At 39.6% G+C, this 14,526-nt stretch carries 16 protein-coding genes; 11 read left to right on the top strand and 5 right to left on the bottom strand.

Annotation, left to right across the window (positions count from 1 at the left end; genetic code table 11):
* The 7 genes from NO992_RS03195 to NO992_RS03165 all read left to right on the top strand — a co-directional run bounded on the left by NO992_RS03195 (position 1) and on the right by NO992_RS03165 (position 6,571).
* Positions 1-798 (top strand): hypothetical protein, encoded by a 798-nt coding sequence (locus tag NO992_RS03195; protein ID WP_371374274.1) that lies wholly within the window; start codon positions 1-3, stop codon positions 796-798.
* Positions 799-1,167: 369 nt separating this feature from the next.
* On the top strand, positions 1,168-1,401 hold the full coding sequence (locus NO992_RS03190) for a hypothetical protein (protein WP_371374271.1): 234 nt from the start codon (positions 1,168-1,170) through the stop codon (positions 1,399-1,401).
* A gap of 284 nt (positions 1,402-1,685) precedes the next feature.
* Positions 1,686-2,126 (top strand): hypothetical protein, encoded by a 441-nt coding sequence (locus tag NO992_RS03185; RefSeq protein WP_371374268.1) that lies wholly within the window; start codon positions 1,686-1,688, stop codon positions 2,124-2,126.
* 596 nt (positions 2,127-2,722) lie between these two features.
* A complete protein-coding gene (locus tag NO992_RS03180) occupies positions 2,723-4,063 on the top strand; it encodes a hypothetical protein (protein WP_371374265.1) in 1,341 nt (446 codons plus the stop codon).
* A gap of 671 nt (positions 4,064-4,734) precedes the next feature.
* Positions 4,735-5,619, top strand: a complete 885-nt coding sequence (locus NO992_RS03175; protein ID WP_371374262.1) for a phage integrase N-terminal domain-containing protein — start codon at positions 4,735-4,737, stop codon at positions 5,617-5,619.
* A 13-nt stretch (positions 5,620-5,632) separates the two neighbouring features.
* A complete protein-coding gene (locus NO992_RS03170; RefSeq protein ID WP_371374259.1) occupies positions 5,633-5,842 on the top strand; it encodes a hypothetical protein in 210 nt (69 codons plus the stop codon).
* A gap of 195 nt (positions 5,843-6,037) precedes the next feature.
* Positions 6,038-6,571, top strand: a complete 534-nt coding sequence (locus tag NO992_RS03165; RefSeq protein ID WP_371374257.1) for a hypothetical protein — start codon at positions 6,038-6,040, stop codon at positions 6,569-6,571.
* Positions 6,572-6,652: 81 nt separating this feature from the next.
* Here the strand turns inward: NO992_RS03165 and NO992_RS03160 are convergent, their stop codons facing one another.
* Both NO992_RS03160 and NO992_RS03155 read right to left on the bottom strand, forming a co-directional pair.
* Positions 6,653-7,063 (bottom strand): hypothetical protein, encoded by a 411-nt coding sequence (locus NO992_RS03160; RefSeq protein WP_371374255.1) that lies wholly within the window; start codon positions 7,061-7,063, stop codon positions 6,653-6,655.
* Between the two features lie 46 nt (positions 7,064-7,109).
* Entirely contained in the window at positions 7,110-8,714 is a 1,605-nt protein-coding gene (locus tag NO992_RS03155; protein ID WP_371374252.1) for a pentapeptide repeat-containing protein, read from the bottom strand.
* Between the two features lie 169 nt (positions 8,715-8,883).
* On the opposite strand from NO992_RS03155, the gene NO992_RS03150 reads away from it, so the two are divergent.
* Positions 8,884-9,111 carry a DUF4224 domain-containing protein gene (locus NO992_RS03150; protein WP_371374250.1) on the top strand — a complete coding sequence of 76 codons (228 nt, stop codon included), beginning with the start codon at positions 8,884-8,886 and terminating at the stop codon, positions 9,109-9,111.
* Between the two features lie 6 nt (positions 9,112-9,117).
* Positions 9,118-10,197: a tyrosine-type recombinase/integrase gene (locus NO992_RS03145; RefSeq protein WP_371374247.1), complete on the top strand. Its 1,080-nt coding sequence runs from the start codon at positions 9,118-9,120 to the stop codon at positions 10,195-10,197.
* A 332-nt stretch (positions 10,198-10,529) separates the two neighbouring features.
* On the opposite strand, the gene NO992_RS03140 is transcribed toward NO992_RS03145, so the two are convergent.
* Together NO992_RS03140 and cysZ are read right to left on the bottom strand one after the other, a co-directional pair.
* Positions 10,530-11,747 carry a glycerophosphodiester phosphodiesterase family protein gene (locus tag NO992_RS03140; protein WP_371374244.1) on the bottom strand — a complete coding sequence of 406 codons (1,218 nt, stop codon included), beginning with the start codon at positions 11,745-11,747 and terminating at the stop codon, positions 10,530-10,532.
* A 78-nt stretch (positions 11,748-11,825) separates the two neighbouring features.
* Complete coding sequence (gene cysZ / locus NO992_RS03135; RefSeq protein ID WP_010372387.1) at positions 11,826-12,551, bottom strand: sulfate transporter CysZ; 726 nt, start codon at positions 12,549-12,551, stop codon at positions 11,826-11,828.
* A gap of 417 nt (positions 12,552-12,968) precedes the next feature.
* Here cysZ and NO992_RS03130 point away from each other — a divergent pair, with 417 nt between their 5' ends.
* Positions 12,969-13,244 (top strand): hypothetical protein, encoded by a 276-nt coding sequence (locus tag NO992_RS03130; protein WP_045987718.1) that lies wholly within the window; start codon positions 12,969-12,971, stop codon positions 13,242-13,244.
* A gap of 47 nt (positions 13,245-13,291) precedes the next feature.
* Positions 13,292-13,885: a CBS domain-containing protein gene (locus tag NO992_RS03125; protein WP_010606047.1), complete on the top strand. Its 594-nt coding sequence runs from the start codon at positions 13,292-13,294 to the stop codon at positions 13,883-13,885.
* A 103-nt stretch (positions 13,886-13,988) separates the two neighbouring features.
* On the opposite strand, the gene trmL is transcribed toward NO992_RS03125, so the two are convergent.
* The gene (trmL, locus tag NO992_RS03120; RefSeq protein ID WP_017216443.1) at positions 13,989-14,453 is read right to left on the bottom strand and encodes a tRNA (uridine(34)/cytosine(34)/5-carboxymethylaminomethyluridine(34)-2'-O)-methyltransferase TrmL; all 465 of its coding nucleotides are present in this window, start codon (positions 14,451-14,453) and stop codon (positions 13,989-13,991) included.
* Positions 14,454-14,526 lie beyond the last annotated feature (73 nt).

Below are 14,526 nucleotides of genomic sequence, written 5' to 3'. Positions count from 1 at the left end.
TTGAGTCACAACCAAAAAAATAAATTTGCACCAATTGCAAAGCAAAACTTGGGTAACCAAGGCAAAAAGAAGCAAGTTTTCTTCTCATTAGAAGTGCTGCATGAAACTAAATCTGATACCCAGACATTAGTTTTGGGCCATATTGCCTATCATCACGCTAAACATGGAAAATTTAACTCCAGCGTTTCATCTATCGCAAAGCACCTTTGCTACTCGATCAACGCGGTAAAAAATGCGCTGAGTCGGCTTCTAAGCGCTGAAAATGATGAAAAACAGCCATTGTTGTTCGAAGAGTGTACAAAAGGCTACAGCCGTACATTGAGGCTTAATTTAAAACACCAACTAGGCTACCGGCTACTTCAAAGCTACACGCAAATCATTCATGGCCAACAAGCAGCGAATACACTTCCCCTCTATGGTCTTCAGTTACATTTATTCGACTCTAAAAGCCGGTATGATTCACGACATCAGCACAAAATGCTGATGCTACATGCGTTGATCAGCAGTAAAATCAAAGCTAGCAAACTATCTACACGCAATAAACGAGATACCTACCAACAAAGCATTTCTCAGCTTTCTAAAAAGTTGGGATGGGCATACATGACAGTAAAGTCTTTAATTGAAACCATGCAGCCACTTGGTTTGTTGTCTGTGCTCAAAGAGCAAGTAGATCGTGTAGCAAAGTTTGTATTTGGTGAAGTGAAAGCAAGTAAAGCCAAAGTGCACCGAACGATAATCCCCAAAAAAGAGCGTGAAGCACCACCAATCGAGCGATACCGCGATATTCCCATAACTTAATAAAACTTTCCCCAAGATAAATTAGAACTGCCTTGATGCAGGGCTTTGTCGTGCTTGAAATTCAAAAAATAGAGCACACAGTTTCTCCGTTGGCTTTTCCAGATGAATGAAAGTCAGAGTATTCCGCATTTAAGCAACTTGAAAGTCTAAAGGCGCTCTTTGCAACGCCTTGAGAGTACCGTGTAAGTAAATTGGTGATAGGTGTTTGACGTTCAGTCTAAATCAGTGCTCAAAGCTGCAAACTTCGTGATCTATCACTTTTAACTGGTGATGCCTTTAAATATAGTGTTTAAATATAAATAGATAGATTTTTACCAAAACGTAGTTTGGCCAAAATCATTTTTAAGTTTTTTAAAGGTAGCCGTTGTAATGGAAAAGATTGAGCTTGGAGTTGAGCCAGTAACGTTTCAGCATGATCTGAATGGTGAAAATGTATTTTTTTGTGTTGGTCAAACTGACTTTGAGCGATTTGGTGTCGAGTGCGTTTCAAAACGAGCTGTGTTGAAAGGTGTATCAGATGATGAAAGTGAAGCGATTCATGATTATATGATGCAAGTTATTTTGAGCATGTCTGATGAGAAACTTACCAACTTAATTCATTAGTAGCTGTTATAGATAGCCGCGACGAGCGAAAAGCAGATCTTCGCTTTCTTTATTTTGGCTGTTTATTTAAAAGCTTCTAGTATGATTAGGAAAACGAGCGATTTGGCCGTTTTTATCCTTAAGCAATTTAAGCTATAAAGGCAGAAAGCTATTTGTAGCAATAAGTTAGCCGTTATGGTAAAAACTCTGTCAATAGAAACTCGAGGCGTCAAGGTAGAAAAACGGCCGAGTCGCTCGTAGAGTAAGATTGTTAGGTTTACTATGCAACACAGTAGATGGTAAGTATGGGAAAAAATGAAAAATCACATAATGATTCAGTTATTGATGAAGTGGTTAGTAGTTTAGAAGTTATTGCAGGGCAGCAAAAATCACAGTTAGAAAAAATCCAAGACTTGACTGATTCACAATTCATGCTGAATGAAGAACTTCACTCACTAGTTGAGTTAAATGGTATAATAAACAAAGAGTTAAATGAGGTTGTTAGCATAAGTAAAGATAATAACTTAAGTTTGAGAAATATCGCCGAGCCAAATGTTGTTAATTGGATTAGTGCTAGTTCTAACGTTATTTTGGCATTGTTGGGCGCTTACGCAGCAGTTAAAGTGAAAAGCGCGTTCGATGATAGACAAGATAACAAAGTCTACGCGGAGCTTGAAAAGTTTTGGGAGTATAGTGATGATATTATCCAAGATTTAAATACATACGTCCTTTTTTTTTCCATTTAAGCTTTTAGAGCCAGCGGAAGAGTGGGAAGACAATGAGGAGGTTAAGCGTAAAGTCGAAAGCTTCCTTGACTTTTCCGAATCTCAATCTAAAAAGATGAAGGGATTTCTTCATATAATTAAAGACTTAGATAGATCTGTTAATCGTCTTGGCTGGAAAATACACTCTAAAGCGGCAAACGATTTCAACTCTCTTTACACCTCACTTGAGCATATACATCGAAGTTTTGGTGAATACAATTGTATGACAGCTCAGCTTTTTAGGATTGACAGACAGTACATTGGAATGACGATGTTCATGGGGGTTGAGGATATGGAGTGGCAGCAAAGATACGCTTTAGTAGACAGAAACCTACCTGGTCACATAAAGTCTATTAACGAGCTAAAAGATCAAATTATAGTTCATATAGAAGCATTAGAAACTTTTAATGCTAGGAAAAAGTTTCTATCGAAACGTTAAACCTAACAATCTGTTTAAGAGTGATTCGCAACGCTTGGCATTTTTGCTATGCGTGCTCACACCTAAACAGGTTGTTATGCAACCTTAGATTTATGGGACAAAGATATTTATGCCACATCTACATGACATGGAAGAGCTAGTGAATAGCATTGAAGACAGTCAAGTTAAAGACTATATGAAAGAAGCGATGTCTTGTTATATGGCTGGCGCTTACAGAGCCTGTATTGTATTGACTTACATAGCTCTCTTTGATGATATCGTTAAGAAGCTTGGGGAGCTTGGAAAAGTAAATAAGAAGGCCAAAAAGATACATGATGAGGCGCAAAATAAGATCAATGCACAAGATGTCTATGAAAGTTATGTTATTGATCAACTTAAATCTAATGCACTATTACCAGCACTAGATGCTACTTTTTTAGATACACTTCGTGTATTAAGAAATAAGTCATCTCACCCTTCAGGTCACCATGCTTCCGCTGAGGAAGCTAGGTTTATTGTCTTTGAAGCAATAAGTAGATTTCTGTCCAAACCGATTTTAACCACCACTCAGCTTGTGGATGAAATACTTTCTCGCTTAGATGAAAAACACTTCTTCACATCAACAGATATCAGTAAGATATCGGGCGTTGTAAGAAAGGAGCTTAAAAATATACATCATGAGACATTTCCATATTTAATAAACAAGTTTCTAGATAAAACTCTAAGTTCGAATGTAGATATAGCATGTAACGCAGGCTTCTTTTTAACAGGGTTATCTTACCTAAAAGAAGAGCTAACAGCCACGTATGTTAAAAAATACGTTATTGAGTCGAAGTGTTCTAACTCTAATTACTCATTGCTTATTCTCCGACTTATATCGGCTAACGGAGCTCTTTTGCAAGGTCTTGATCCAATAACTTTTGATAGATTAAGGTCTGTGATTTCGGAGCGAATTGGGAGTGTTGAGTCGTCTCTTGAGCACACAAGGTTTTCTCACCCTTCTTCAGTTTTAAAATCCATCATGGAAGGCTGTGGTGAGGATATGTTGATCGATAATTTCAAAGATCAGCTAACTGAATTTTTCAGAAAAAATATCCTGAGCAAATATTTTATTGCTCATATGGCGGAATACTCAAAAGTAGTGGAAGTATATTTTGAGGAGGTTTGTAAAAAAGCTGGTTCTTCTGACTATAATACAGCAAATGACTTATCTCGCAATATCCATGACGCTGACGCTTATTTATCTAAGTCGCTCACCGATGAGCAAGCATTTATTCTGATTTCTAATATTCTACAAGCAGCAGAGTGGGGAGCTTGGGGCGCTCAGTCATTACGAGACTCGAAATTCTCATCAGTTCCAGAAATGAAAGCAATCGCTATCAATTATATTGATGCTAATAAAGCTACTGCAAAAGTGAAGTTTGCTAACATCTACAATGATGGTGATAAATTTGATGCATTAATTAACAAATATCTAAAAGATGAAGAAGAAACTGCATAACAAACCCAGTCAGTGGGATTTCCGAACTGCCTGCTCCCACGCCTATTGACGGCGTTAATATCCGGTCTTAGCACACCGCGTCATTCCGCGAAGCAAAGAGGAGTGACGTGGCGTTAAACCCCTCGCCAAACCAAGAAGAACAAAGAGGGGGAGAATCAATTGTTGACGTTCTATGCGCGTTATGACACTCTAAAAATGATTCCAGCAAAAGCGAGACGAGCGTCATCGCGTCAAGAAATAAAGCCTTTGGCTTTGTCATACCAGTGAGATCTACTCACAACTAGAAATCAAGCTTTCGGGCTTTTTACCTCACAAATTAGTTCATCTGATTTAGGCACTTTTATGCCTTGAATTTGGCTATTTTTACCTGCGTTTTGCAGAGAATTAAGTGATCCCTAACGAACCCAAATAGGAGAAATGTTATGACCTAACAGACCTGTGCTGAGCACATTTTTATTTGCGCTTTATCATGCACGCCCATTACGGGAAGCATCTAAAGCGAGGCTAATTTGGCCATTTTGAACTGTTGTGCCTTTATTCGTATTTATACGGAAATTGTACGCTCCAACGTGCAGTTGGCATTTAAAACTTACCATTTGGATATTGGTTCAAATAGTTAGTTGGGTTGGTAACGTGTAATCGAATTTATAAACACGGTGAGTGAACAAATATTGAGTAATTTAAAATATCAGCTTCAAGGGCTTATGCTCAGAAACCAAGACGGCAGTTTTGGAGTTAAGGCTGAGCGTAAAAAAGTACTGGTCCAGATCTCTGCTCAGCTTAAACAGGGCGGATATCGCTTGCAATCAGTACAATCACTCAAACCCAAACACGTAAACTATCTTGTTGAGCGCTGGCAGGGAGAAGGGCTATCTGCTGGTACCATTAAAAACCGACTTAGCCATGTAAGATGGTGGGCAGAAAAAATCGGCAAAGCCTCGATGCTGCCAAAGTCCAACAATGGCGCAAACCAAGCAATCACACTGGATTTGGAAAAGCGAACCTACACACCTACCGAGTCAAAAGCAAAAGAACTAGAACAAAATAAGCTTGAGAAAGTCAGCGATCCACTTGTTAAGCTCTCACTTCGGCTTCAGCGAGAGTTTGGCTTACGTAGAGAAGAAGCCATTAAATTTCGACCTAATTATGCCATTCGAGGTGAACAGTTAGTGCTAAAACCCAGCTGGACAAAAGGCGGTCGCCCCAGAGTCATTCCTATTAGAACAGAATCTCAGCGACATCTACTTCAACAAGTGCAAAAGCAAGTCGGTGGAGGCGCGCTGATCCGCCCCGACCGAAACTATATTCAACAACTCAAAGCGTATGAACGGCAAACAAGTCAAGCAGGACTAGATAAAAACCATGGCCTTAGACACATGTATGCCCAAAAGCGCTACTTAGAGCTAACAGGCTGGCGCTCTCCAATTGCCGGTGGGCCAACAAGCAAACAACTCACACGAGAACAAAAACTGGTTGATAGACAAGCGCGATTACAAGTTTCGAATGAACTTGGCCACAGCCGAGAGCAGATCACAGTCATATATTTAGGTCGATGATAGGAGCAATTAGATGGCAGAAAAAATAACGTATCGCGATGTGAACGGTATATTTATTCCTGACGCCGAATGGGCACAATTTTTAGATGATGTAAGTACTATTAAACAGCGCTCTACAGAACTGGAAAAAGTAAATGGTGAGCAACAGTACAAGTTAAAAAAGTTGGCAAGAATCATTCAACGTAAGGATAGACAGTTGACCCAACTGAAAAACTTAAAATAGATAATTTAAGCTCTTTTGTTGAGTGGCGACTGGTAAGGGTTACATTGTTTTCAAATTCTTATAAATTTATGTTAGGTATTCAAGCCTCCAATCACATATGCTTCTCTTAGTATAAATTGAGATAATAAGTCTCTATTTTATGTTACAGAACCACAATGGATTATGGTTGATACTGTATTTATGAGGTTTGCATCAATGCTTGAAAAAAATAATTATACCGGCCCTTCCCTGAGGGTTGGACTTCATTCATGTGAAGAGCTATTTGAAAAGTTAAAATGGGAATATTCGCAACTACAAGAAGATTGGAGTAACTCTTATATTACCTTTAACTTTGTTCTTACTGCTAACCATCTATACGCGGACTGGGTGACCAGTCAAGGTACAAAAATTCAGAGACAAAAAGTGAATCGTTTACCAGAGCTGGGTAAGCAACTATTTGCTGTGTTGAGAGATGTGGCAAATGCGTCTAAGCATTGGCAGTTAGATAGGAAAAGCGAGAAAAAGAAGGTAGTTGAAAGTGTATCTAAACCAATAATAGGTGATTGGTTTTCGTATTTCATATCAGGGCCGGTTCCATATATATCTGTTGGAGAAGCTAACCCTAGTTTACCTGAGTTAGCTTCTGTAACTATAAAGTGCTTCGAATGGATATTGGTATCTGAAGAGCTAAATTTTCCAATCAAGTTAGCTGAGGAACTACAATTAGTATTTCTCCCTCGCCGCAATTAGCTATCAAATATTAAGAACTACTGAGCTGAGTGGTGAGGCTTGTAAGTCTGAGCTAATGTAGCTAAGCCGTCCTAGCTTAGACTAGTCTATAGGGATATTAGCGTTGATCGCGAACCGCTTAAATAATTCTATCTTATCTGGGCCTAATTTGCCTTCTTGCTCCCATCTTTTAAAGTCAGTGATTGTAAAAGATGGTTCTGAAATTTGGATTTGACGTATGGCCTCTTTAGTGAGTTCTTGTCCATGTGCATCGGCCATAGCCAACAAGTTTAGTAGCTCTGGATCAATAGTATCTCGATACAGTTTTAAATACCTCTGTTTAGCAATTTGAACTGTACCATTTTCGTTTTCCATTCTTTGATAGTTGAACCAATTGTTTGCTCGTACATATTCATTCAACTTTTTTACTTCATGGCTTTGGTAAACTGCGAAGCCAAACCCTACAACACCGAAAATCAAACTAAGATATGCAACTACTCTGTCATTTAACATCTCTAATGCTCCCTATTTAAATAAAAAATCATTAGGCTTTAGTCGTTTAGATTCTAAACCTGTTCCTCAAACCAAGGCCTATCAAGAACATAAAAACGAAAGATGACCCTGAGTGTATGTAACTGTATAGGTAGTAGTTATCAGGGAGTTCTTTATTAAAAAGTTCTTCGGTGCTCTTGGTTCTTGCTTCTTTGGATATTGCTAAAAATGGTGTGGCGGTTGCGACTGAAATCGTAAGAGCTGCTTTCATTTGAGCTATGTCATAGCTGGACTGTTTAGTTTGGCTAAGTGTGGCAGAAGCAAAAATAAAGACACTAGCTAATAGGTACATGCTCGGTCGCATGATACTTTGCCCATAATTGCTTGTGAGTGAGTACAACCCATCTAGAATTGATTGCCAAGGGCTAAATATGTGCCAGCGCTTTGCGCGTAATTCGTCGGCATGAAATGCGAGTGCTCTTTCATGATTTTTGTTTGACTCTGCAATTTCTTTTAATCGGCATAAACGGTCTGCATCTACTTGATCTACGGTTGCTTCCATTCCAGTATTTTTTAAAAAATGGCGATTTAGTTTGATAGTTAATAAACTCAAGTCTATGTGGTGAGATGTCTTGGTCTGTCTCAGATCTGGGATACAGTTGAAGTGTCCGGAAAGAGTAAATTGCTTGTCGAAAGAAGCTCCCTCAAAGTCCAGACATTTTAAATTAGCAGTTTCCTCTGGCCGAAAATCAAATGTTGCGTGGAACTGACACTTTTTAAAGCTAACTTTTTCCCCATAGAAGGAGCTATTTTCAAATGCTACATTATCCTGAAAAGTTGATGCAGAGAAATCGGTATAGTGTTTAAAAGATGTACCTGAAAAGTAAGATGAGCTTTTAAAGTTTGAATCCTGAAAAACAGTGCTGCCACTAAACGTAGCTCGAGAAAAAATAGCCATTCCGCCAATATGAGCATGGGCGAAATAAAAGAGCGAATGAAACTCGCTGTGAAGTAAAGTTAAATGCCCAGAAAAGTTACAGCTTTTGAAAACTGCTTGGCCAAAAACTTGTGCTTCTTGAAAATCTAAAGGTCCATTGAACGAAGCTAGTTCGAAATTTATATGCGACTCACATTTTACTTTTGTGAACACTGCTTTATCAAAAAAATTAGCCTTTTCGAAACTTGAGCGACCTTCAAAAGCAGAATTTGAAAATGTAGCTAATGCGGAAAATCTAGCTTCATTAAAGTTTGTATTTCCTTGGAAAACAGCAGAGGAAAAGTCGACTTTTCCGTGGAAATGTGCGCCACTAAAAGTAACGTTGTGAAACTTAAAGCCTGAAAAATCAATGAGATCAAGCTCGGAGTCCTTATTTACAACTCTTTTATTAGAGAGTTTTCCTTCAAGGCTCTTATAAGAAAATCTCACCCCTTTAAATGATATATCACTAATTGAATGCTTCTCTATCCATTCATTCCAAGCATCTTTACCTTGAAGCCACAGATCTAGCGCAGCGTCTCCCTCTAATGTGACTTCAGCTGAGTTGTTGTGCTGCTCCTTGCTCATAAAAATTCCACTAACCTGATTTTGTATCATATTGAGTTTTATAGCTAAATAAATCAACAATAATTCCAAAGTAGCCCAAATACTACAAATCGCCCCTTTTAATTTCATTCGCACTATTGCAAACCAAAAACTCATAAAGTAGAGTAAAAAACGCTGAAATATTGGGAAATCAGCAGAAATAAGCAAAAGCGAAATTCTGATTATCGCGAATAAGGTGAGTCCCAAGCTGATTCACGGCTAGTTGTTAGTCGTGGTTACTTATTCGCAGGAGGATTTCGTGAGCACATTCCTATCTAAAACTGAAGTTGCTGAGTTAACTGGCCGTAAGCAGCGCCAGAAGCAAATTGAGCAACTGATCTCAATGCATGTTACTTTCACCCTTGATGCCTTTGGCTGGCCCAAAGTTTTGCGTAAAACGATTGAAACAGAGCTGGGTGCTGCCGATAGCTGTCAAATTAAGCGTGGTGGGACTACGCTTAGTGATGACGAGCTATACACGGGGTAAGCGGTCATGGGAAGAAAACGTTCTGCAGAAAATGCAAACCTGCCTAAGGGTATGATCTTTAATAAAAAAGGGAATACCTATTACTTAAGGGCAAGCGGTCAGAAAGATATTCGCCTTGATAAAACGCTGAGTGAGGCTTTTCGCAATTACTACGCCTACGCATCAATTAATTTTGAATGTCAAACGATGCATGACTTGATTGACCGCTATCTCAAAGAAATTTCACCCACTAAGGCACAGTCGACACACAAGAGTAATATTAGTGCGTCAAAGCATTTGATAAAGCGTTTTGGTCATATGAACCCGAGAGTGCTTAGAGCCAGGCATGCCTATCAATATCTCGATCTTAGAAATCGAGAGGGGGCACCGGTAAGAGGCAATCGTGAGTTTGCGTTACTGAGCACCATTATGTCTCATGCTGTGCGTTGGGGCGTAATTGACGACACACCATTTCATAGAATTATACGCAATCCTGAACAGCCACGAGATAGGCTAGTGACTGATGAAGAGCTGACAATATTCTTAAAATTTTGCCCAGAATGGTTGCGGTTATATATCGCACTAAAGCTATCAACGGGTTTACGCCAAACAGATATGTTGAAATTAAGTAGCAAAGACTGGGATGAAGTGGAAGGGCTAAAAATTCAAGTTAACAAAACACGTAGCCGTTTACTGTTTTCTTCCATAGACTATGTGCGTGATATTGTATATCAATTAAAGCAAATCAACGGATACCGCATAACACGTAAAAATAAAACTCCGATTTTGCATTGGTACTTTTTTGCCTCAAGTGCTAGCTCTCGAAAAGACGCGCCGTTGACTGATGGAGGTCTTAGGTGTGCTTGGAACAAAGCAATGCGGGCCGCAATGGCGAGTGGGGAGCTGGAGAAGTCGCAACGTTTTCAAGAGCGAGATCTTAGAGCTAAGACTGCTAGCGATTGCGAAAGTCTCACACAAGCTTTTGAGTTACTTGGGCATGCTAATATTGCAACGACTAAGCGTGTCTACCGTAGAGGTTATTCTAAAGTGAATCCGCTCACGCCAAAGTCTCCAGATGATAAGAAAAAACAAAGCATTGAAAAGTAGTCATAAAAAAGGCATTATTTTTAAATTAAGAATTGTATGTTTAGCTAAAACTTCTAAGCTATTAAAAACAAAGTAATTTTAGCTAAATTAACCATAAATATTAAACCAGACGAAAGTTATAGGAAATATTTTGTGGGTTTGTGTAGTAAAAACAGTATGTTAGATGCACAAGCGTTAAGGGTTGAAAATCCTCGTGTCGGTGGTTCGATTCCGCCTCTGGGCACCATCCTTTAAAAAGCCTCGCAATCGCGAGGCTTTTTGCTTTCTGGCATTTGTAAATCTTAGCTTAGTGCGGGTTTTACCCACACTAAGCCATAAATCTTATTAGCCTATCATTCAATTCCCATGCAGCTGGCGTAAAAGCTGGTAGTCGCAGGCCAGTCACTAAATACAGCAACTACGCCAACTTGTTTTGCCAATATGTCCAACACCCTAAGTATATCGCCATCATGCTTAACAGCGTTTTTTACAGATTGATAATACCAACCGCCGCCGTTCGCTAAAGGGCCTGAGCGCTCTAAAGACCAAGCAACTATCTTTAATCCTGCACGTTTAGCGGCTAGGGCGTACTGCGATGGAATGATATCGCCATTTTTATCTTCGCTAATTAACATCCAAATTGGTGGGGCGATAATTTTTACCTTATTTTTGACTAAGTCTTCCATTGACGGTTGCCAAGTACTTGGTTTGTTAATATCAAAATGTTCGCCAGCTTCTCTACCATCAAGAAATACGGCATGGTTTGCAAACTCTGGCGCCTGTTTTATCCAGTACTGAATATCTTGGTAAGAAAAGGATTGTGGAAAAACTTGAGATGGGGGGACATTGTGCTCAGTATATTCGTCCAACATTTTTTGCGCGAGCTGACTTTGGCTTAACCCATTAAAGGGCATTGGCACTTCTGGCGCTTTTAACTCAGGAGTCATATTTACACCAAGTTGCTTAAATAAAGCAATGCTTTCGCTGTGGGTCATTAATGTACCTTTACTAGCATAGAGATCTGTACGCCAATTGGGAGTGCCTTTGACAAACTCTTCTACTGTGGTTGCTTGAGTATTCACACCATCCATTTTTCCTTTTAGTTGCTTGAATTCTGTTAAGGTAATGTCTGAGGTGCAGCATTGAGCAGACGCAAGTTTACCGGAGTCTGGATTGGCTGGTGTGAAGGGTTGTCTACACTTGCTAGCAAGCTTAGGCTGTAACAAGATATCGGTTGTTGCATGGAGGTCACATTGTGCATGGCGGCAAACTAAGGTCTTATCTTTCGTAAAAGTAACATCACATTCAAGCGTGCCAGCTCCCATTTTTGCGGCGGCTATATATGATTCTTTGGTGTGCTCAGGATAGAAAAGTGGCGCACCGCGATGTCCTATGGAAAAACGTGTGCGCTTGATTGGTTTATCTAAACAGCTTGCAAGCTTTTCTTTAAGCTCACCATCTGGAAGCTGCGAGACTAAAAATTGAGGCCGTGTACCGACATCAAACTGTTTTGTTGCCTGGCACCCCGTTAAAAATACCGTTAACCAGATAAGGCCTAATGTTAGGCGCATAGCGACTCCGCTGAATACTTGCAAAAAAGTAAGTAAAGCATGAGTTTTTGACAGCTAGATGTCAGTCATACGAGCATCTTACCGATATTGCTGACGATAGTTCTCTACCCACAACTTAGTGGCGCCACAAACGGCAACGGGCATCACGATGAGGTTAACAAATGGGATTGAGGTCAGTACAAACACCGCAAAGCCAAAGCCATAAGACAGCCCTTGTTTGCTCTTCAAATCGTCTTTCATTTGCTTGAAATGAATTTTATGGTTATCAAACGGATAATCATTGTATTGCACGCTGTACATCCAACACGTAAACATAATCCATAAAATTTGCCCAACGATAGGCAGTATCCAAAGTAAGATGAAAAAGCCAAGTGCACGTGGAAGGTAGTAGCAGAGTTTGGTCCATTCTCTACCCAACATTCGCGGCACATCTTTTATGGTATCAATTAGCTTATCATCATTGATGTGTTGGTTGGTCAGGTAAAGCTCCACTTTTTCGGAGAGTAAGCCATTGAAAGGCGCAGCAATAAAGTTGGTTATCACCGTGAAAATCATACTATAACTGAAAAGTATCACTAAGATAGCAATTGGCCACATTAGCCATTCCAGCCAACTGAGCCAATCTGGTAATAATCCGTTGAGATAAGTAAATCCTTGAGTCAGCCAGTCGTAAAGAAAAAAGAGTGATGCACCAAATAGCAGTACATTGATTGTTAAAGGAATAAATACAAAACGTTTTAACCCTTTTTGGGTGATCAAAGAAAAGCCGGCAATAAAGTACTCGATACCGCGTGATAGTTGCACTGTACACCTCGTGTTGTAATACCAATTAGTCTTAATACTTACTCAATTTGAAGGAGCAAATCTGACGCTAACTGCGTTAAAAATTTCTCATTTAGAACAACTAAATAGCAAAATTTTCACCTGGTTATCGACAAGATTTTCTCGCCTCAAAGTAGATCACCTTAATTAAGAAAATTGGTATGGTTTAATTCTTTTGATTTAAGGCACATATCAAAAATGTTGGCGTTAGTATAACGCTAAACGGCGGGCTACAAATAGGAGATTAGTAACAATTCATCTCAGCTCACACAGTGCCTGAGTGTGTATGAAAATTAACCTTAGTATATTTAGAAGCTTAGTAAATAGATTAGAAATAATACTTGTAAACGCAAGAAACTGCCCATACACTCAAAGTAAGGCAGTAGAAGTGAGAATACTATGCGGTTAGTTCGTTGGATGATTACATTTTGTATGTTGAGTCTGTTGACAGTGTCAACGGCCGATGCTGCTAAATGTGATACCACGCTTTCAATCGCGCCTATCGTTGTCGACCTAGACAATTCTAACTCCAGCCCTGACTTAGATGATTGCGTCGTATCAACAACTCATCGTTTCGTGGTTGCTAGTAGCTTTATCATAGCGCAATCACAACCCACCTATTCTTATTCAAACTCAGTATGCGAGTCTATTAGAGCACCACCTGTCGCAAATTAATTTAGTCCTTTTCCGTGCTTAATTAATTTTAAAGATAGAGGTGATCTATGAACACTTACACAGTATTGAAAACTCAACCTGTTGCAAATTATGAACTTGCTGAAAATAACTTCCCAGCTTGTAACACTGACAACCTAGAGCAAGCGCCAGCACATTGCCTAATGCACAATCTACATTTGGCACCAATGCAGCATATTGATGAAAACAGTAGCATAGATGAAGCTACGTTAGTGCTGGACAAAACACACCGCAGAGCAAGCTTTGTCGTTGATAGCAAAGAAAAGCTTGTTGGCATGATCTCTAATGCAAGAATTGGTAGTCGCTACGTGTTGAGTATTGCAGAAAGACGTGGTTGTACAAGACGTGATTTAAACGTCAATGATGTCATGATCCCACTATCAGATCTTCGTCAAATCACCTTAAAACAAACTAGCCAAACTGTGGTTGGCAATGTGCTAAAAACAATGGAAGAAGGTGGCTTTGAGTTTTTACTTGTTATTGATGAAGTGACTCAGCATCCAGTTGGTTATTTTGACCTAATCGATATGATGAAGGCCTGTGGACGTGCAGTAAATTCAATGAAACCGGCAAATAAATTCAGCGATATTGTTGGTACGATTTTGCACCACGCAGAAATTTAAAAGAATCCCTATAGTTAATGTAAATTAAAGTTAGCAAGGCGTCGTAAGGCGCCTTTTTTGTGTCTCAAATTTGCTCCTATGCAGCAGAGGCTAGGAGCTATTTTTACTTTGCGCCAGCAAATCCAAGTTGTCGCCAAGACTCATAGACAAAAACGGAAACAGCATTAGATAGGTTCATACTGCGGCTATCGGGGCGCATTGGAATACGGACTCGTTGCGGCTCAGGCAATGAAAAAATAATGTCTTCTGGCAAACCACGAGTTTCAGGGCCAAACAGTAGACAGTCACCAGCCTCATAGGCAACTTCATGATGGTACTTGGTACCTTTTGTTGTACAAGCAAATACTCGCTTTGGGTTTCGTTTGGCTAAGTATGCTTCAAAGTTTGGGTGGCGCTCTACTTCGCTAAATTCATGATAATCAAGGCCGGCACGTCTTACCCGTTTATCATCCCACTCAAATCCTAGCGGCTCTATCAGGTGTAGTGAATATCCTGTATTGGCACATAAACGAATAATATTGCCTGTATTAGGCGGGATCTCGGGTTGGTATAAAACGATATCTAACATGATAGGCCTCAATTAAATTTTGCCCGGCAGTATAGCTGATACTTGTCGATATTTATATGTGCTGCGCTTGATA

This window comes from Pseudoalteromonas sp. DY56-GL79 (assembly GCF_041414765.1).
GTDB lineage: Bacteria > Pseudomonadota > Gammaproteobacteria > Enterobacterales > Alteromonadaceae > Pseudoalteromonas > Pseudoalteromonas piscicida.
The sequence above is the reverse complement of the archived record's forward strand: the minus strand, read 5'-3'. Positions and strand labels throughout refer to the sequence as shown.